General features: G+C 75.0%; 16 protein-coding genes. 2 read left to right on the top strand and 14 right to left on the bottom strand.

What is annotated here, in order from left to right; genetic code table 11:
- Window positions 1-31: 31 nt before the first annotated feature.
- The 10 genes from ABD385_RS12115 to ABD385_RS12070 all read right to left on the bottom strand — a co-directional run bounded on the left by ABD385_RS12115 (window position 32) and on the right by ABD385_RS12070 (window position 10894).
- Window positions 32-1135: an NAD(P)-dependent alcohol dehydrogenase gene (locus ABD385_RS12115; RefSeq protein WP_344575174.1), complete on the bottom strand. Its 1104-nt coding sequence runs from the start codon at window positions 1133-1135 to the stop codon at window positions 32-34.
- Window positions 1136-1221: 86 nt separating this feature from the next.
- Window positions 1222-1785 (bottom strand): cysteine hydrolase family protein, encoded by a 564-nt coding sequence (locus ABD385_RS12110; RefSeq protein ID WP_344575173.1) that lies wholly within the window; start codon window positions 1783-1785, stop codon window positions 1222-1224.
- Between the two features lie 143 nt (window positions 1786-1928).
- Window positions 1929-3173, bottom strand: coding sequence for a beta-ketoacyl-[acyl-carrier-protein] synthase family protein (locus tag ABD385_RS12105; protein WP_344575172.1), 1245 nt, complete (start codon window positions 3171-3173; stop codon window positions 1929-1931).
- Window positions 3170-3439 (bottom strand): acyl carrier protein, encoded by a 270-nt coding sequence (locus tag ABD385_RS12100; protein ID WP_344575171.1) that lies wholly within the window; start codon window positions 3437-3439, stop codon window positions 3170-3172. The genes ABD385_RS12105 and ABD385_RS12100 overlap by 4 nt, the downstream gene beginning before the upstream one ends.
- A complete protein-coding gene (locus tag ABD385_RS12095) occupies window positions 3412-4512 on the bottom strand; it encodes a beta-ketoacyl-ACP synthase III (protein ID WP_344575170.1) in 1101 nt (366 codons plus the stop codon). The genes ABD385_RS12100 and ABD385_RS12095 overlap by 28 nt, the downstream gene beginning before the upstream one ends.
- A 27-nt stretch (window positions 4513-4539) precedes the next feature.
- Window positions 4540-5382 carry an SDR family NAD(P)-dependent oxidoreductase gene (locus tag ABD385_RS12090; protein WP_344575169.1) on the bottom strand — a complete coding sequence of 281 codons (843 nt, stop codon included), beginning with the start codon at window positions 5380-5382 and terminating at the stop codon, window positions 4540-4542.
- Entirely contained in the window at window positions 5379-6494 is a 1116-nt protein-coding gene (locus ABD385_RS12085; RefSeq protein ID WP_344575168.1) for a 3-oxoacyl-ACP synthase III family protein, read from the bottom strand. The genes ABD385_RS12090 and ABD385_RS12085 overlap by 4 nt, the downstream gene beginning before the upstream one ends.
- Window positions 6495-6507: 13 nt before the next feature.
- The gene (locus tag ABD385_RS12080) at window positions 6508-8352 is read right to left on the bottom strand and encodes an acyl-CoA dehydrogenase family protein (RefSeq protein WP_344575167.1); all 1845 of its coding nucleotides are present in this window, start codon (window positions 8350-8352) and stop codon (window positions 6508-6510) included.
- Complete coding sequence (locus tag ABD385_RS12075) at window positions 8324-9232, bottom strand: acyltransferase domain-containing protein (protein ID WP_344575166.1); 909 nt, start codon at window positions 9230-9232, stop codon at window positions 8324-8326. The genes ABD385_RS12080 and ABD385_RS12075 overlap by 29 nt, the downstream gene beginning before the upstream one ends.
- Window positions 9233-9538: 306 nt before the next feature.
- Window positions 9539-10894, bottom strand: a complete 1356-nt coding sequence (locus ABD385_RS12070; protein WP_344575165.1) for an NsdA family TPR-like regulatory protein — start codon at window positions 10892-10894, stop codon at window positions 9539-9541.
- Between the two features lie 426 nt (window positions 10895-11320).
- Here ABD385_RS12070 and ABD385_RS12065 point away from each other — a divergent pair, with 426 nt between their 5' ends.
- Complete coding sequence (locus ABD385_RS12065) at window positions 11321-12667, top strand: NsdA family TPR-like regulatory protein (protein WP_344575164.1); 1347 nt, start codon at window positions 11321-11323, stop codon at window positions 12665-12667.
- A 357-nt stretch (window positions 12668-13024) separates the two neighbouring features.
- Here ABD385_RS12065 and ABD385_RS12060 read toward each other — a convergent pair whose 3' ends face one another.
- The 3 genes from ABD385_RS12060 to ABD385_RS12050 all read right to left on the bottom strand — a co-directional run bounded on the left by ABD385_RS12060 (window position 13025) and on the right by ABD385_RS12050 (window position 15890).
- Window positions 13025-13783, bottom strand: coding sequence for a maltokinase N-terminal cap-like domain-containing protein (locus ABD385_RS12060; protein WP_344575163.1), 759 nt, complete (start codon window positions 13781-13783; stop codon window positions 13025-13027).
- A gap of 58 nt (window positions 13784-13841) precedes the next feature.
- Window positions 13842-14801 (bottom strand): erythromycin esterase family protein, encoded by a 960-nt coding sequence (locus ABD385_RS12055; RefSeq protein ID WP_344575162.1) that lies wholly within the window; start codon window positions 14799-14801, stop codon window positions 13842-13844.
- Between the two features lie 186 nt (window positions 14802-14987).
- The gene (locus tag ABD385_RS12050) at window positions 14988-15890 is read right to left on the bottom strand and encodes a LysR family transcriptional regulator (protein WP_344575161.1); all 903 of its coding nucleotides are present in this window, start codon (window positions 15888-15890) and stop codon (window positions 14988-14990) included.
- 194 nt (window positions 15891-16084) lie between these two features.
- Between ABD385_RS12050 and ABD385_RS12045 the strand changes: the two genes are divergently transcribed.
- On the top strand, window positions 16085-16435 hold the full coding sequence (locus ABD385_RS12045) for a DoxX family protein (protein ID WP_344575160.1): 351 nt from the start codon (window positions 16085-16087) through the stop codon (window positions 16433-16435).
- 79 nt (window positions 16436-16514) lie between these two features.
- Here ABD385_RS12045 and ABD385_RS12040 read toward each other — a convergent pair whose 3' ends face one another.
- A complete protein-coding gene (locus ABD385_RS12040; protein ID WP_344575159.1) occupies window positions 16515-16652 on the bottom strand; it encodes a hypothetical protein in 138 nt (45 codons plus the stop codon).
- Window positions 16653-16679 lie beyond the last annotated feature (27 nt).

Below are 16679 nucleotides of genomic sequence, written 5' to 3'. Positions count from 1 at the left end.
TCGGCCCCGTGGCCCGACCGGCCGCCCCCGCTCAGGGGAAGCGGAGCACGGGCTTGATGACCTCGCCCGCGGCCGCGGCCCGGGCGGCCTCCTCGATCTCGTGGAACGGGAACTCGGTGATGATCTGGTCGAGCGGGAGGAGGCCCGCGCGGTACCGGGCGACCAGGTCGGGGAGGAAGGCGGCCGGTGCGGCGTCGCCCTCGATGACGCCGCGGATCCGGATGCCCTTCGTCAGCACCGTCATGATGTCGAACTCGGCACGGCCGCCGACCCCGACCAGGGCCAGCGTGCCGCGCTGGGCGAGCGCCGCGAGGGCCTGGGAGATCACGTCGGACCGCCCGGTGGTGTCGATGGCGAAGTGCGCGCCGCCGCCGGCGTGGTCGCGGACCGCGGCCCCGACGTCGGATTCGACGGTGGGGTCGACCGCCGCCACGGCACCGAACTCGACGGCCTTGGCGCGCCGGGCCGCCAGCGGGTCGACGGCGACGACCCGGCAGCCCTCGGCGACCGCGGTCATCACGGAGGTGAGCCCGACGCTGCCCGTGCCGAACACCGCGACCGACGAACCCCGCGGCGGACGCAGCATGTTGAGGACCGTGCCGACCCCGGTCTGCACCCCGCAGCCGAGCGGCGCCGCGACGGCCGGCGGCAGGTCGGCGGGGACCGTGACGACGTTGCTGGTGTGCGCGAGGGCGTACGTCGCGAAGGACGACTGGCCGAAGAAGCTGCCGTAGACGGTGCTGCCGTCGCCGGCGCGGGACAGCGGGCTGGTGCCGTCGGGCCGGGTGCCGGTGGCGTTCAGGGCGAAGATGCCCGTCTCGCAGTAGGCGGGGTGCCCGGCCGTGCACTGGCCGCAGCTGGTGCAACTGCGGTAGCTCAGGCACACGTTGTCGCCCGGGCCGACGTCGGTGACCGCGTCGCCGACCGCCGTCACCACCCCGGCGCCTTCGTGGCCGAAGACCATCGGGCTGAGCTGCTGCGGCCACCTCTGCCGGGTGCTGAGGTCGGTGTGGCAGATGCCGGCCGCCGCGATCTTGACCAGGATCTCGTCGGACCGGGGCGGGGCGAGGACCACGTCGTCGCGGACGGTGAAGGGGCCGCCGGGGGACTCCACGACGGCTGCCTGAATGCGCATCGATTCCTGTCGCTCTCTGGGACGTTGACGGACGGGGCGAACGCCGGTGACGTCGACGCACTGTGCGCGTGGCGCCGGCCGCCCGTTCAATTCGGGGTGAGGGCGGTGCGCCAGTCCTCGACGGTCAGGACGTCCGCCCAGCGTGGGAACAGCCGGTCGGTGAGCGTGCGGTGCACCTCGGGGTCGGTGTCGAGGCAGGCGTCCGCCAGGACGGTGAGGCCGAAGTCCAGGTCGTTCGCCTGGCACAGGGTGTACAGCACGACGCCGCTGGTGGCGATGCCCGCGAGCACCAGGTGGTCGATGCCGCGGACCCTGAGCACCAGGTCGAGGTCGCTCCCCGAGAACGCGCTCGCCCTTCGCTTGGTGATCACGACGTCGCCGTCCTGCGGGGCGACGTCGGGGTGGATCGCGGTGCCCGGGTCCCCCTCGGTGAACAGGCCGTCCCGCACCGCGGCGGACAGCACCTTGTGGTGTGGGCTGACGTCCGGCCGGCCCGGGCGGAACCCGATCACCACGTAGATCACCGGGAGGCCCGCCGCGCGGGCGCCGTCGATCGCGCTACGCACCCGCCGGAGGTACCCGGAGCCGCCGTCCGCGATCTCCACGACGTCCCGTTGGACGTCCATCACCAGCAGGGCGCTGTTGCCCATGGTCACTGTCCTTCCTCCACGGATATCCGTCAGAAACGCCCTAGTCCCACCGCCGACCACGAACGCGTCTCGGGGGTTGGCCGGGATGTGGGGTGATCTTCTCACCGGCCGGCGGTGCGGCGACATCGCCCGCCCGCATGACGTCAGGAGGCCGGCCGGAACGCGAGCACCGTGCAGTGGCCGCCGAAGCCCAGCGAGTTGCTGAGGGCGAGCGGGACGGACTGCGGGCGGGGGCGACCGGTGACCAGGTCCACGACGGGGGCGTCGGGGTCGGGGCGGTGGAAGTTGGCGGTGGGCGGGACGAGCTGGTGCTGGACGGTGAGCGCGGTCAGCGCCGCCTCGATCGCGCCGGCGGCGCCCATGGTGTGCCCCAGGACGCCCTTGGCGGAGGTCACCGAAGGGGCCGCGGACCCGAAGAGCCGGGCCAAAGCGGCGGCTTCCGTGCGGTCGTTGAGGGGGGTACTGGTTCCGTGGGCGTTGACGTGCGCGACCTCGTCCAGGGTGGCGCCGGCGGCGCGCAGCGCCTCCTGCGTGGCCAGCCGCAGGCCCCGGCCCTCCGGATCGGGGGCCACCGCATGGTGGGCGTCGGCGGCCAGGCCGCAGCCGGCGAGCCGGGCCCGGACCGGTGCCCCGCGGGCGACGGCGTCCGCGGCGCGTTCCAGGACGAGCACCCCCGCGCCCTCCGCGAGCACGAACCCGTCCCGGTCGACGTCGAAGGGACGGGAGGCGCGGGCCGGGCTCCCGTGCCGGCGGGACAGCGCGCCCATCCGGGCGAACGCGGTGGCGCACAGCGGAGTCACCATGGCGTCCGCGCCGCCCGCCACCGCCACGTCGCAGGCCCCCGCGGACAGCAGGAGCGCGGCCAGCGCCACCGCGCCGGCGCCCGACGCGCAGGCCGTCGCGGTGTGCAGGACCGGGCCCCGGGCGCCGAGGGCGAGGGCCAACTGCCCCGCGGCCATGTTGGGGAGGAACGCGGGGAGGGTCAGGGGGGAGACGGCCCGGGGGCCGCCGTCGGTCAGTTTGCGGAGCTGCTCCTCGTAGGTGCCCACGCCGCCGGCCGCCGACCCCAGGACCACCGCTATGCGGGCGGCGTCCCGGGCGGCCGGGTCCAGTCCGGCGTCGGTGACCGCCTCGTGGGCGGCCGCCAGGGCGAACTGGGTGCACCGGTCGTGCTGCCAGGGCCGGGGTCCCGGCACCTGGGCGCGCGGGTCGAAGCCGGGCACCCGGCCGGAGAACCCGACCGGCAGACCGGCCAGTTCGGGATCCGGGGCCGCGGTGCCCCGCCCGGCGCAGACTCCCTGCCAGGTCGCCGCGGTCCCGGAACCGGCCGGGGTGACCAGGCCGATTCCGGTGACCGCGAGACCCGCGTCGTCGCCTGGGACGCTCACTGCGGGGCTCCTCCCCGGTCGGCGGCGCCCTCGACGGTCAGCTGTGCCGACACGGCCTGCGCCACCTGATCCAGGGTCAGTTCGGCGGTGGCGCCGTCCTCGTCCAACGGGACGCCCCAGTGCTCCTGGAGGGTGACGTAGAGCTCGACGACGGCGAGGGAGTCGAGCTCCAGGGCGCCGAGGGTGATGTCGGGGCGGATCTCTTTGCCGTCCACCTCGAACTTGTCGGTGAGGACGGTCACGAGGTGGTCGTAGACAGGGTCCATGTCTTCCTCCGGGGTGTGGGACGGGGGGTGGAGTCGGTGGTGCGGGGTTCCGGGGCGCGGTCGAGGGGCCGGACGGCCGGCCAGGTCAGGGCGACCGAGGCCCAGGTGAGGCCGCCGCCGAAGGCGGTGAGCAGGGTCGGGGTGCCGGGGGAGACCCGACGGTGCGCGGCGGTGTCGGCGAGGGCCAGCGGGATCGATGCGCCGGCGGTGTTGCCGACATCGCGGAGGTTGCCGTAGCGGCGGCGCGGCGGGACGCCGACCCGGTCGGCGACCGAGTCGAGGATCCGCTGGTTGGCCTGGTGGCCGATGAACGCCCCCACCGCGGCGGGCGACCATCCGGTCTTTTCGAGGACGGCCCGCGAGGACTCGGTCATCCGGCGCACCGCCTGCCCGTACACCTCGCGGCCGCGCATCCGGAAGTAGTGGTCGTCGCGGCACCGTCGGCGCGCCGGGTCGGGCTGCCGGGCGCCGCCGGCGGCGATCGCGATGAGGTCGCTGCCGGAGCCGTCGGAGCCCCAGTCGGTGGCCGCGACCGCGCCGGGCTCGGCCCGGTCACCGGCGCGCAGCAGCACCGCGCCGGCCCCGTCGCCGAAGATCACCGCGGTGTCCCGGTCCAGCGGGTCGATGATGCGGGAATAGGTCTCGGCGCCGATCACCAGAGGGCGGGTGCAGACGCCGGTGCGGATCAGCGCGGTGGCGACCGTCAGGCCGTAGAGGAAGCCCGAGCACACCGCCGCCAGGTCGAAGGCGGGCACGGTGCCCAGCCCCAGCCGGTGGGCGACCTCGGGCGCGGTGGCCGGGCAGCGCCGGTCGGGGGTGGTGGTGGCGACGAGCACCAGGTCCGCCCCGGCCCGAGCGGACTCCAGGGCCGCCCGGCCGGCCGCCACCGCGAGGTCCCCGGTGCTCGTGTCGTCCTCGGCGGCCCGGCGCCGGGCGATGCCGGTGCGGGTGCGGATCCACTCGTCGCTGGTGTCCAGGACGCCGCGCCGCCGGACGTCCTCGTTGGTCAGCACCCGTGGCGGCAGGCAGCTGCCGATGCCGTCGATCACGGCTGTCGGACTCACCGTAGTCATGGTGGTGTTCCTCGATTCGCGGGATGGTCAGGCGGTGAACGGGGACGGCGGTTTGGGGATGCCGGCCAGTCCGCCGTCGGGCACGGAGGTGCCGCCGTCGAGCACCAGGGCCTGCCCGGTGAGGTACGAGGCGGCGGGGCAGGCCAGGAACAGTGCGGCGTGGGCGATCTCGTCCGGTTCCGCCCAGCGGCCCAACGGGACATGCGCCATCAACCAGTCCGACAGCGGCGCCAGGGAGTAGGCGAACGTCGTCATGTCGGTGCGGGTCCAGCCCGGGCACAGCGCGTTGACCCGGATGCCGTCGCGCGCCCAACCGACCGCCAGGCTGCGGGCGAGCGCGATCTGCGCCGCCTTGGAGGCGCCGTACGCCTCCATCCGCGGGGCGCCGGCGACCCCGGCGAGCGAGGACATCACCACGACGCTGGCCCGGGACGAACCGGTGAGGTGGCGGTGGGCCCGCCGGCACAGCGCCGCGGTGGCGTTGAGGTTCACCGACACGACGTGGTCCCAGTCGGCCTGCGCGGAGTCCTGGAGGGGCACGAGGATCGGGGCGCCGTCGTCCTGGGCGGGCAGCACGCCCGCGTTGTGGACGAGCACGTCGAGACCGCCGAGCGCCGCCGCCGCCTCGTCCACGACCGCCTCAGCGGCCCCGGGTTCCGCGAGGTCGCCGGGGACCAGCACCGCGGTGCGGCCCTCGTCCTCCACCAGCGCGGCGGTCTCCTTGAGCGCGCCCGAACTGCGCGCGGACAGCGCCAGGTCGGCGCCGGCCCGGGCGAGGGCCACGGCGGTGGCCTTGCCGATGCCCCGGGAGGCGCCGGTGACCAGGGCCCGCGCTCCGTCCAGTCGGAACGGGTCGTGAAGGGACGTCATGAGGAACTCCTCTGCAAAGTGGGGACGGGCCCGGCGGAAGCGGGCGGTGGGGCGGGGATGTGCGGCGCGGCGCGGGTGGGGGCGATGCGGATGGTGGGCGCACCGGTCCAGGTGAGCAGGGCGCTGCCCCAGGTCACGCCGGCGCCGAAGACGGCCAGCAGGATCCGGCCGCCGGGCGGCAACAGCCCGCGGGCGGCGGCGCCGGCCAGCGCGTACGGGGCGCTCGCGGCCCCGATGTTGCCGACCTCGTCGCCGACGATGACCAGCCGCCCGGGTGGGATGCCGATCCGTTCGCCGAGGCTGCGCAGCAGCACCGGGTTGGGTTGGTGGGTGATGACGGCGTCGATGTCCTCCAGCCGCAGGTCGTTGGCGGCCAGGCTCTCGCGCACGAGCCGGGGGAAGATCTCGACGATGAAGTCCCGCACCGCGCGGCCGTCCATGTGGATGCGGTGCCGGTGCGCGCCGAGCGTGGCGGGACTGGCCGGGACGCGGCTGCCGCCGGCCGGGATCAGGACGTGGTGCGCGCCGGTGCCGTCGGAGCCGAGGCGGAAGTCGCCGAACCCGGCGCCCTCCGGCACCGGACCGAGCACCGCGGCCGCCGCCCCGTCGGCGAACAGCACCGCGGTGCCCCGGTCGGTCGGGTCGAGGAACTTCGAGTACGCCTCGACGCCGACCACCGCCGCGTACCGCGCGCCACCACCGCTGCCGCGCAGCCAGTCGTGCGCGACCCGGGCCGCGAACAGCCAACCGGCGCAGGCGGCGCTGACGTCGAGTGCCACGGCGTGCCGGGCCCCGATCAGGGCCTGGATCCGGCAGGCGGTGGACGGGCCGAGTTCGTCGGGGGTGGAGGTGGCGGCGATCAGCACGTCGAGCTGGTCGACGTCGATGCCGGCGGCGGCCACCGCGGCGCGGACCGCGTTCGCCGCCAGGTCGGACGCCGCCTGGTCGGGATCGGCGACGTGCCGGGTGTGCACGCCGGTGCGTTGGGCGATCCACTCGGCCGTGACGCCGGCGGCGGCCGCGACGTCCTCGTTGGTGCGGGTGTCGTGCGGCAGGTAGGTGCCCATGCCCAGGACGCCGATGCGCGGCAGGGGGGAGGAGTGCGGGCTCATGACGGCCTTCCGGTCACCGGTCGAGGGAGTCGTACAGGGCGGCCGCGTAGTCGTCGGCGGCCAACGGGGCCGGCGCCGCGCCGGGAGGCGCGCCCAGCGCCTCGCACAGCAGCGGGAGATGGGGCAGCAGCCGGTCGCACAGGCCGTCGACCACCGCGGGCAGCGCCCGGACGGTGGCCGGGGCGAGGGTGCCGGTGGCCACCAGCCCGCCGGCCAGGCGGCGGGCTTCGACGGCCCCGTAAAGCGCGGCCAACGGGCGCAGCACGCACCGGAGTTCGGGCTGGTGGACGGCCTCCACGGCGGCGGCCACGGCGTCCGCGACCAGTCGGGCGCCGTACGCCTCCCCGAGGCCGTGTGCGGAGTCGAGCAGCGGGTTCCACAGGTCCAGGCCGGTCCGCCCGACCCGGGCGCCCTGGCGGACCGCGCGGTGCAGGTCCTCGCGCAGCCACCCCTCCTGCGCCCGGGCGACCGCCGGCCACCACCCCGGGTGGTCCGCGGGAACGTCGATCGGCCGCACGGAGCCGCCCGCTCCGCCGCCCCGTTCCTGAGCGAGCGCCCGACCGGCGTCCAACAGGATCAACTGGCTGTCGCCGCCCGCCGTGTCGAAGGCGTGCGCGAAGCCGTGGTAGCCGTCGAGGAGGTTGGGACGCAGGAAGCCGGCCAGCCCGCAACGGTGCTGGCAGTCGCCGGCCACCCGTGCGGCGCCGCGCACCGTGACCGCCTTGAGCACCGCCAGCGGCCGGTCGACGGCGGTCCACGGCGAGAAGGTCATGCCGTCCGCGCGGCGCGCCGGGGCACCGTGCGCCGCGGCGCTGCGGGACCGGGCCCAGATCTCCCGCGCGGTCCGACCGGCACAGGTCAGCGCGAACGAGGTGGCGAGCGCGCCGAGCAGCGCGTGCTGCTGGTTGCGGAACTCCAGCACGCTCGCGCCGGGGGCCAACCGGCCGTGCGCGCGCCGGTGCCCAGCGAAGCGGAGGGCCGTCACGGCGGACTGCCGGGCCATCGTGGCGACCGCCGAGGGCAGGGTGGCCCACAGGATCTGCCCCACGGACAGGGTCCGTTGGAGCCGGGCGTCCGGACCGCCGAGTGGATCGTGGAAGGACCCGTCCGCGTCGATGCGGGCCCGGTCGCGCAGCCACTGCACGTACGGCACGCGCACCCCGTCGAACCGCACCAGCGCGTAGTCCAGGGGCAGCGAGGGCACGTCCACGCTGCGGGTCACCTGCACGCCCGGGCGCGGGCCGTCGGCGTCGGTGAGTTCCACCACGAACGAGAAGACCCCGCGCGGGCTCCCGTCGACGACCAGTCGGGCGCACACCACGGCGCTCTGCGGCACCCCGGCACCCCCGACGGCGGAGAACTTCGCCGCGCCCACCACCGGGGTGTCGAGCACGAACTCCCGGGTCTCGGGGTCGAACCGGGCGGTGGTCCGGATGCCCAGGTGGCTGCTGGCGTCCCCGACCTCGGTCACCAGGAAGACGCCCTTGGTACGGCCGGTGGCCAGCGCCTGCCAGGGGCGACCGAGCGTCGCCGGGTCGTCGGCGAGGGTGACGACGGAGCCCAGGCAGAGCACGTAGTGGTTGACGACGGCCATGTAGAGCGGCGGATCGGCGAGCGCCACGCACTCGCTGAGCACCGCGAGTTGCTCCGGGTCGCGGAACAGCTCACCCACCGGAGGCAGGTTGTCCGCGAGGCGCCGCAGGCGCCGGTGCACCCGCCGGGCGGGGTCTTCGGGAGGGTCGGCGGCCTCCTCGCGGTCGGCCGCCAGGGCGGTCAGGAGGCGGCTGCGCAGGGCGTAGGGGCGGGCACCGTGGACGAGCGCGTCGAGCTCACCGGGCGGTTGCGGGTACGTGGTCATCGTGTTGGCTCCAGAAGGCGGCGGCGAGCGCGGCGTTCGGCCGGTCGGCGGTCGGGGCGCCGGGCCGCGGCCAGGGGAAGGTGGGATCGGTGAGCGGCGCGCGGGCGCCGGCCGCCTCGGGCGGCAGGGTCTGCCGGATGCTGCGGGTCAGCGCCCCGCCGGTGCCGGCCTCGAAGAACAGGGTGCGGCCGTCGGCGGTCAGCCCGTCGAGCACCGCCGGCAGCCGCACCGGGTGGACGAGGCAGTTGGCCAGGCCGCGGTGGACGTCGTCCCCCGGCCCGTAGGGGCCGCCGCGGACGGCCGAGTGCACGGGCAGCCGCGCCGGACGGGGGCCGAGGTGCCGGATCGCGGCGGCGAAGGCGTCCGCCGGCCCGGTGAGGGACGGATGGTGGGAGGAGAACGGCAACCGCAGGCGCGCGGCCGGCAGGCCCCGGCGCGCGGCGAGTTCCTCCACGGCGCCCAGGTCCGCCAGCGGCCCGCTGACGATGCTCTCGTCCGGAGCGTTGACGCAGGCCAGCGCGACGCCGGGACGACCGGCGGCGCGCACCAGGTCCGCCGTGTGGTACGCGCCGGCCCCGATCAGCGTCATCCCCCCTGCACAACGGGCCAGTTGGTGCGCCAACGAGCAGGCGATCCGGGCGCCCTCGGTGACCTCGAACACCCCGGCCGCCGTGAGCGCGGCGATCTCCCCGAAGCTCACGCCGAGCACCCGGTCCGGCGCCAGGCCGGTGGCGCACAGCGCGCGGTGCACGGCCACCGACGAGCAGAACAGTGCGAGTTGGGGGGTGCCCACGGGGCCGGCGGCGAGTTCGCGACCACTGGGCGGAGTCTCGCTCAACAACGCCTTCGCGAGCGGCACGATGCCGAATGCGTCACCCACTTCTTCGGCCTCTTCGCATACGTCACGCACGGCATTCCGCACGACCGCGTGCGTGCGCACCGCCCGGCTCAGCGGACTCACCGCGAAATCTCCCTGCCCGGGAAAGACATGGACGATCCGCAATGGTTCCGGGTCGCGTTCTCCTCTTTTGGTCGCGACGGCATCAGGCATTTCCTCACCCCAATTTCGGTGGTCCCCGGTCGGTGTTATGCCATTCAACATCCGTCCTCGGGCCCGTGGCCTCCGTTTACCGTCCGGGGCTGTTGAAAGAGGTGAACGCGCAGGCAAAGCGATGTCTCGGGAGTGCTAGGACGGTGACGTCACGGCGAACGTCCGGTGCAACACGGCGCTCGCCACCGGGAGTTTCCGGAAGGGCGTCAGCAGTTGCCGCAATCGTCCGGCGGCCAGATCCGCCGCCCCGGACCGCAGCTGGACGTAGTGGTCGAGGAAGGAATTCCACGAGGCGCACGCCTCTTCCACATGACCCAGCCCCATGAGTATTTCCGCGTGCTGAGCGTGACTCAGCGCCATGCCCCGGTGGTCCGCCACGGAACGGTGCACCAGCGAGTTGGCCAAGGCCGCCCGGGCGGCCGGTAAGTCACCGGAATGTCTGAGGACCTCGGCGCACTGGAATTCCAGCGAGCCGGGCGAGTAGGCGGTGAACGGCTCCGCCGCGCCGCCCCGCTCGCCCTTCGCCAGCGCGCGCTCGGCCCGGCCCAGGGACTCCCGCGCCGCCCGGTGCCGCCCGTAGGCCGCCTGCGTCACGGCCAGTTGGGACAGCAGGAACGCCCGGGCCGGGCCCTGGGAGACCCGGGTGGCGGCGGCGGCCTCGGCCGCGTGCAGGGCGACGCGCCGGTGGCCCAGCGCCAGTCCTTGGGCACTCAGCCCGCGCAGGACCACGGCGCGCGCCGTGGCGTCCCCGGACTCGTCGGCGAGCCGCAGCGCGGTGCCGAAGTGGCGCTGGGCGAGCCCGTGGAGGGAGGCGTCCTGGTACATCCGGGCGAGCAGGAACGCGAGCCGGGACGCCTCCACCAGCAGCTCCTGGCGCGGCTGGTGGCCGTCCCGCTCGCGCAGCAGCGGAGCGATGTCGTCCGCGAGGTACGCGGCCAGCGCGGACCGGGCCCGGCGCCCGCCGTGCGCGTCGAAGGAGGCCGAGTAGAAGCGCACCGCGAGCCGGACGACGCCGAGGTCGTCGCCGGCGGCCGGCGCGCCGCGCGGTGCCCGGGGCGTCGGCACCCGCTCCGCGCAGCCGGCCGCGACCCTCGCCAACTCCGCTTCCCGGTACGGCATCACACGGGCCGCGGCCCGGCGCGCGGGGTCGTTCTCCATGCTGCACAGCTCGGTGAGCGCGGCGCCCACCGGAAGGGCGGAGAGGGGGAGCCGCCCGCCCGCCGGAGCGGACGGCTCCCCGGAGAGCCCCGCCGCAGCGGGGGAGACCGAGCGGCCCAGCCGACGGGACAACGCCTCCGCGAGCAGTTCCGGCACCGGGGGCGCCGGACGGGTCCCGCTGAGCCAGTGCGCCACGGCCGTGCGGTCGTAATTGAGGTCGAGGTCTATCTCCGCGGCGAGGGCGTTGACCGTGCGCGCCAACGCCGCCTGGGTCCAGCGGGCCTCCGCCAGCAAGGCCCGCAGATTGTCGTTGCGGCGGCGTGACGAGGGCACTCAGGGCTCCCGGCACGGGGGTTCGGGCGGGGTGCGCAGGACGCGCGCCGCGTCATTCCGCGTCAATTCCCCAGTCCTGCCGCGGAGGCCCGAAAGAGGGGAACCGGAGAAACGGATGGTGCCAAAGGAGTTCATGGGGAACGACGTCCGTACGTGGTATTGCCGTGGTGCCTGATCAATTTCCTACCCACCGCTGCGGGGGCCCTCCGGAGTGTCCGGGGAATTCTTCCGGGGCAGCCTCTCCGTGGCCGGAAAGGCGCCTTGCGGACCGCTGAGCCGTAGCCAACAGCCGTCCACCAACGGAACCATGAATCCAGCCCAGGTGGAACGCCGGGCCCCGGCGGGAAGCGTGAACGTGTTGAAAGCCACTCGCCCCGACGAACGATCCTCAGCCCGAGCCCGACCAATGAGCGAGGCAAAGAGACGATGACGCCCCCGCGCCGCCCCAACCGGATGCTCGCGGCACTGTTGGCCGAGGCCGACTGGACCGCCACGGACCTCGCCCGCGCCGTCAACGCCCTCGGCGCCGCCCAGGGCGTGCGCCTGCGCTACGACCGCACCTCGGTGGCCCGCTGGCTCAACGGAGCCCGCCCCCGCCCGCCGGCCGGCCAACTGATCGGCCAGGCGCTGGGCCGCCGCATCGGCCGCCGGCTCACGCCCCGCGACACCGGGTTCGCCGACCCCGACCCGGCCGGCGCCCTGACGACCGCGCTGGGCGGCCGTGACCCGGTACTCCGCCTCGCCGCCCTCTGCCGAGCCGAGACCGACCCCGCACACCGGGCGGACCTGGCGCGCACCGTCCTCTCCGCCCCACCGCCCCCGTTCAGCGGCTGGGGGAGCCGACGCCCACCCCTGCCCCCGGCGGACCTCCGCGCACCGCAGGTGTCCGCCGCGGCCCCGGCGCGCCTGGAAGCGGTGGCCATCCGCAGTGCCCACGTGGGCGAGCGACACGGCGGCGCCCACGGCCGCCCCGCACTGGCGGGCTACCTCGCCACCGAAGTGGTGCCGCTGCTCACCGCCCCCGCACATCCCACGGTCCGCCGGGCCCTGCTCACCGCCGCCGCGCACCTCACGGTCCTCCTGGCCGGCCGCACCTGCGAAACCGGGCACCCCGCCCTCGCCCAGCACTACTACGACATCGCCCTCGAACTCGCCCGCGCGGCCGGCGACCACAGCTCCTACGCGATCGCCCTGCGCTGCCTCAGCCTGCAGGCGCACCAACTCGGCGACCACCACCAAGCACTCGCCCTCGGCGAGGCTGCCATCGAGATCGCGGGATCGGCGGTGCCCAGCGCGGTCCGCTCCTACCTGCATGCGGGACGCGCGGTCGTCCGGGCCGGTGCCGGGCAGAGCCGGGCGGCGGTCGCGGACCTGCTGGCAGCCGAACAGCACCTGGCGCGCGCCACCGGCCCCGAAGGCCCCTTCACCAGCTATCCGGAGACCGCCCTGCGCTACCAGCGGGCCGAGGTGCTGTCATGCCTGGGCGACCACAAGGCCGCACTCGGCGAACTGGCCGACTCCCTCGCCTGCCGGCCCGCCGACCACCACAAGGCCCGCACCCTGCTGCACGCCCAGCTCGCCCACACCCTGCTCGCCCTGAACGAGGTGGACGCGGCGGTGGAGCACTCCCTGCACGCCCTGCGCCACCACCGGCAGCTCACCGCGGGTTCCGTGCACGGCACGCTGCCCCGGCTGGCCCAGCGGCTGGCACCCCATCAACGCAATCCGCACGTCAGGGCGTTCCGGGAGCGGCTGCGCGCGACGGCCCTGTGAGGTCGGCGCCGGCCGCCTCCCTCGGACGGCACGGTTGCGGGTCGGCCGGGCGGCCGTCCGCTTGCTCGCCGGCCGCAGGCCCCGGGGGGAACCCGCCCAGCAACACCATCGCCACGTCCACAGGATCCGTCACAAGCCCAATAAAGGGGAGCGCGGCGCCCGTATCGATTCCCGGCACGCCCAGCCGGCCGCACTGTTCACCCGGACGCACGCAGTCCGCCCGCCCGGCGGACGGTGCGACGCCCACCGCCGGCCACCCCCGGAACTGTGCCCGGTCGCAGGGAAATTGCCCGCCCCGCGGCACCGAGCCGACGGACCCGCCCCGCGTCGAGCACCACCCGGCCCGCCGTGTGGGCGTCAGGCGCCGGACGGGCGGAGGGTGGCGAACACGCCGCGCTGCTCCGCGTCGTCACCCGACCGCCAGACACCGGTGACCGCTCCCAGGAGCCCCGGGCCGTCGGCCGCCACGTCGCCGGCCGTGAAGTCGGGACCGGCCACGGGCTCCAGCAGGCGCGCGAGGCGCAGGCCGAGGCCGCTCGAAGCCGGCGCCGGCCGGCCGGCCGCCGCCGACCCGGACGCCTGCTCCGCGCCCGGTGCGGTGGTGGTCGCCAGGGCCAGCTCGGTGCCCCGGGTGCCGTGGGCGACGGTCACCGCCCCCACCACCCGCGACGAGCCGAACGCCGCGGCGTCCTCGACGTGCCGCGTTACGGAGTCGTCGCGGGTGTCGGAGTCGTCCTGCGCCTGCGGCACGGCACGCCCCTGGAACAGCGCGAGCAACTCGGCGGCGAACACCGGGTCGTGGGCTCCGTCGTAGATCCACCGCTTCCCCAACACGCCGTGCTGGGTGGTGCCGACCAGTGCCCGCTCGGCACCGTCCAGCGGCGCCCCGCGGTAGGTGAGCGGGACGAAGTAGGACCGCGGAACGGCACCGGACGCGTCCGTGACGACCAGGCATTCGATGCCCACCTCGCCCTGCGGATCGTCGAGCCGGAAGCCGCCCGCCTTGGTCAGCTCCGGTGACGGGTGGTCACCCCGGAACCACGGCTGGCCGGGCAGCCAATCGGTGAGGAGCTCCAACTTGGTGGGCTTGAGCGTGGTGTGGTGAATGGCAGCCATGCCCCGTCAACACCGCCCCCACCGACTTCATTCCGCCCCAACACCGTTCCGCGCCGCGTCATTCCGCGCCGGCGGGGTGCCGGAGCGGACGCGTCGGGGTGGCCTCCGGTACGTGCACGACGGCGTCGAACCAGTCGGCGAGCGATCCGCCGGACATGTGGTGGTCGGCATCGGCGCCCGGATCGTAGGCGGGGCCGATCAGCCGGGTCCTGGTCGGTGTCGCCAACCAGGTCCGGACGGCAGTCGGAGCGGCGGCCCGCAGGTCCAGCAGGTAGGCGTCCGTGCCGGCGGTTCCCAGGACCGCCTCGGCGAACTCCGGCGGGGGAGCGGGCACCGGGAACGGCACGTTCCCGTGGTGGAAGGTCAGCCCGAGGGAGACGAAGCGGGCCCCGTATCGGGCGCGCAGGTGACTGCCGGCGTTCCGGTGCGTCGTGGGCGTCGGGGAGGGCGAAAGGGTACGGGGGTCGCCGTTGGAGGTGTGGGCCAGACCGCCCCAGTAGACGACCTTGTGCCCGGTGCGCTCCTGCCAGCGGATGGTGTCCTCGGCCAGGCACCGTTCGATGGTCGCGAGCTGGTCGAGGGAGGTGGGCGCCTGCCGGACCCCGCCGTTCGAGCCGGTCAGGCGCACCGGATCGCGCGGGTGGCGGCGGTTGTGGTCGCGCAGCCACTCGACGAGGTCGAGGATCTCCTCGGTCCGCCAGAACGACCGGGCCGCCGACAGCAGCGCCCGCGGGTCGCCCGGCCCGCCGTTGACGTACGCGTCGAGACCGATCCTGGAGGGGACGTCACCCTCCAACACCAGGGTGCGGAAACCCTCTTCCTCGACCAGCAGCCGCACCATCCGGTGGGCCAGGACGGACAGCTCGCGGGACTCCCGGCCGGCGGCGCCCAGCGCCACGACCTGGGCATCGCGCACCACGTCCGCCAACGGCCGCAGGTCGGTGAGCGGGGCGGTGGGCTCGTCCGTGGTGAGGTGGTGGGCGTTGTCCCTGATCCACCGCGTGACCTCGTCGACCATGATGGGCGCTGCTCCTCTCGTGTGGCGCCGCCGCGGCGCCGACCGGCCCCGGACGGGAACCGGCTGACCGGGCGGACCTGAACGGTGCGGCCCCGCCGGGCGGTTGCCGCAGGAACAGCCTCGAACATCAACCATGATCGAGGTCAAGTGCATGGGGTGCCTGGCGCCACGCCCGCACCCCGGGCCTCAGCCGTCCGCCCGTCCCGTCTCCGCCAGGCAGCACCGGACGAAGTCCTGGACCACGGGGTTGCTGTCGTCCGCCGGAGCCCAGGCGACGGCGACCTGACTGGGACTGACGCCGGTGACCGGCCGGTAGGTGATCCCGGGGCGCGCGTAGAAGCGGGCGGCGGATTCCGGAGCGAGCGCCACGCCGTAGCCGTTGGCGATCGCGCTGAGCCACTCGTCCGGTTGGTCGGTGACGGCGCCGACGTCGACCGGATGCCCCTCGCGCTCGTCGGCGGCCAGCCAGTAGTCCCGCCAACGCCCCGTCTCCGCCGACGCCGCCACGAACGGCTCGTCCCACAAGGCGCGGAACGGAACCACCTCGCACGCGGCCAAGGGGTGGGCGTCGGCGAGCGCGACGCAGCGGGGTTCGGTGAAGAGCGTCACGACGCGCAGCGACTCCTGGCCGGGGAACGGCAGCCGTACCAAGGCGACGTCGACCTCCGCGTCGGCCAGTCCGGCCGACGGACGGGACCAGGCGGCCTGGCGCATCTCGGCCCGCCAACCCGGTCGCCGCCGCGCGAACTCCGCGACGATGCGCGGCGTCGCCTCGTTGGCACCGCTGGCCACGAATCCGACCCGCAGCACCTGGGCCGACCGGCTCGCCGTCGCCTTCGTCTCCCGCACGGTCCGGTCCCAGTCGGTCAGCAGGGCCGGCACCCGTTCCGCGAGCGCACGCCCCGCCTCGGTGACGGCCATGCCGGCCCGGGACCGCGTGAACAGGCGCACTCCGAGCTGCGCTTCCAACTGCTGGATCTGCTTGGTCAGCGCCGGTTGCGAGACGAACAGGCGCTGTGCGGCCCGGGTCAGGCTCCCGTCCTCCGCCACGGCGACGAAGCAGCGCAACAGTCGGGTGTCGACATCCATGCCGCCAGGTTATGGCCGCAGGTATTGGACGCCGCGGCACGGCGCGACGAGGCTGGTCACAGACGGCCCGAGCGGAACCGCGCCCCCGAAGGACCGGCCCGCCACCGGTGCACCCGTCGCGTTCACCGCGTCCGCGCAGCAGGGAAGCAGCAGGGAAGCAGTAACGAAGCAGCAGGGAAAGGGAGGCGTCGCCCATGGCTACGGCCTACGTGATCATCATCGTCCTGACGGTCGCGGCGAACGCGGCGGTCGCCGTCGCGGACCTCGTGCGGGCCGAGTTCGTCCTCGCCAACTCCGCCGCCGTGGGCGTTCCGCGGTCCTGGCTCCCGTGGCTCGGCGCCCTCAAGGGTGCGGGAGCGACCGGGCTGCTGATCGGCCTCCTCGGCCTCCGCCCCCTCGGCGTCGCCGCCGCCGTCGGGCTCGTCCTCTTCTTCGTCGGCGCCGTCGTCGCCCACGTCCGGGTGCGCGCGTACGCCACCATGGCCGCTCCCGCCGGGTACTTGGGACTGGCGGCGGCCTCGCTCGCCCTCACCGTGCTGAGGTAGGCGGAGCCCCGGGACGGCGACCGGTGGCGGGGCCGCGGCGGCGTCGAGCGGGCACCGTGCCCCGCCGCGTCCGGCCCGGCTACTTCTCCAGGAGCGACAGGAGCAGGGTGACCACGACGACACCGATGCCGATGGCCGCGCCGAGCACGGGGTGGTAGTAGGCGAGGTAGACGGCCAGGCCGCCGAGTACGAGGGCGAGGGCAGTACGCGTGTCCATGCCCTGAGGTCCCGTCGAGGACCGCGG

The sequence above is a fragment of the Streptomyces lunalinharesii genome (assembly GCF_039532155.1).
Lineage (GTDB): Bacteria > Actinomycetota > Actinomycetes > Streptomycetales > Streptomycetaceae > Streptomyces > Streptomyces lunalinharesii.
Note: the sequence above shows the minus strand (reverse complement) of the source record. Positions and strands in the feature narration are given on the sequence as shown.

What these genes read in the sequence shown, in the direction of transcription:
- ABD385_RS12055 (WP_344575162.1), bottom strand. Translation starts at nt 14,801, where the DNA reads ATGGTCGACGAGGTCACGCGGTGGATCAGGGACAACGCCCACCACCTC.
- ABD385_RS12090 (WP_344575169.1), bottom strand. Translation starts at nt 5,382, where the DNA reads ATGACGTCCCTTCACGACCCGTTCCGACTGGACGGAGCGCGGGCCCTG.
- ABD385_RS12050 (WP_344575161.1), bottom strand. Translation starts at nt 15,890, where the DNA reads ATGGATGTCGACACCCGACTGTTGCGCTGCTTCGTCGCCGTGGCGGAG.
- ABD385_RS12110 (WP_344575173.1), bottom strand. Translation starts at nt 1,785, where the DNA reads ATGGGCAACAGCGCCCTGCTGGTGATGGACGTCCAACGGGACGTCGTG.
- ABD385_RS12040 (WP_344575159.1), bottom strand. Translation starts at nt 16,652, where the DNA reads ATGGACACGCGTACTGCCCTCGCCCTCGTACTCGGCGGCCTGGCCGTC.
- ABD385_RS12095 (WP_344575170.1), bottom strand. Translation starts at nt 4,512, where the DNA reads ATGACTACGGTGAGTCCGACAGCCGTGATCGACGGCATCGGCAGCTGC.
- ABD385_RS12115 (WP_344575174.1), bottom strand. Translation starts at nt 1,135, where the DNA reads ATGCGCATTCAGGCAGCCGTCGTGGAGTCCCCCGGCGGCCCCTTCACC.
- ABD385_RS12060 (WP_344575163.1), bottom strand. Translation starts at nt 13,783, where the DNA reads ATGGCTGCCATTCACCACACCACGCTCAAGCCCACCAAGTTGGAGCTC.
- ABD385_RS12085 (WP_344575168.1), bottom strand. Translation starts at nt 6,494, where the DNA reads ATGAGCCCGCACTCCTCCCCCCTGCCGCGCATCGGCGTCCTGGGCATG.
- ABD385_RS12045 (WP_344575160.1), top strand. Translation starts at nt 16,085, where the DNA reads ATGGCTACGGCCTACGTGATCATCATCGTCCTGACGGTCGCGGCGAAC.
- ABD385_RS12100 (WP_344575171.1), bottom strand. Translation starts at nt 3,439, where the DNA reads ATGGACCCTGTCTACGACCACCTCGTGACCGTCCTCACCGACAAGTTC.
- ABD385_RS12080 (WP_344575167.1), bottom strand. Translation starts at nt 8,352, where the DNA reads ATGACCACGTACCCGCAACCGCCCGGTGAGCTCGACGCGCTCGTCCAC.
- ABD385_RS12065 (WP_344575164.1), top strand. Translation starts at nt 11,321, where the DNA reads ATGACGCCCCCGCGCCGCCCCAACCGGATGCTCGCGGCACTGTTGGCC.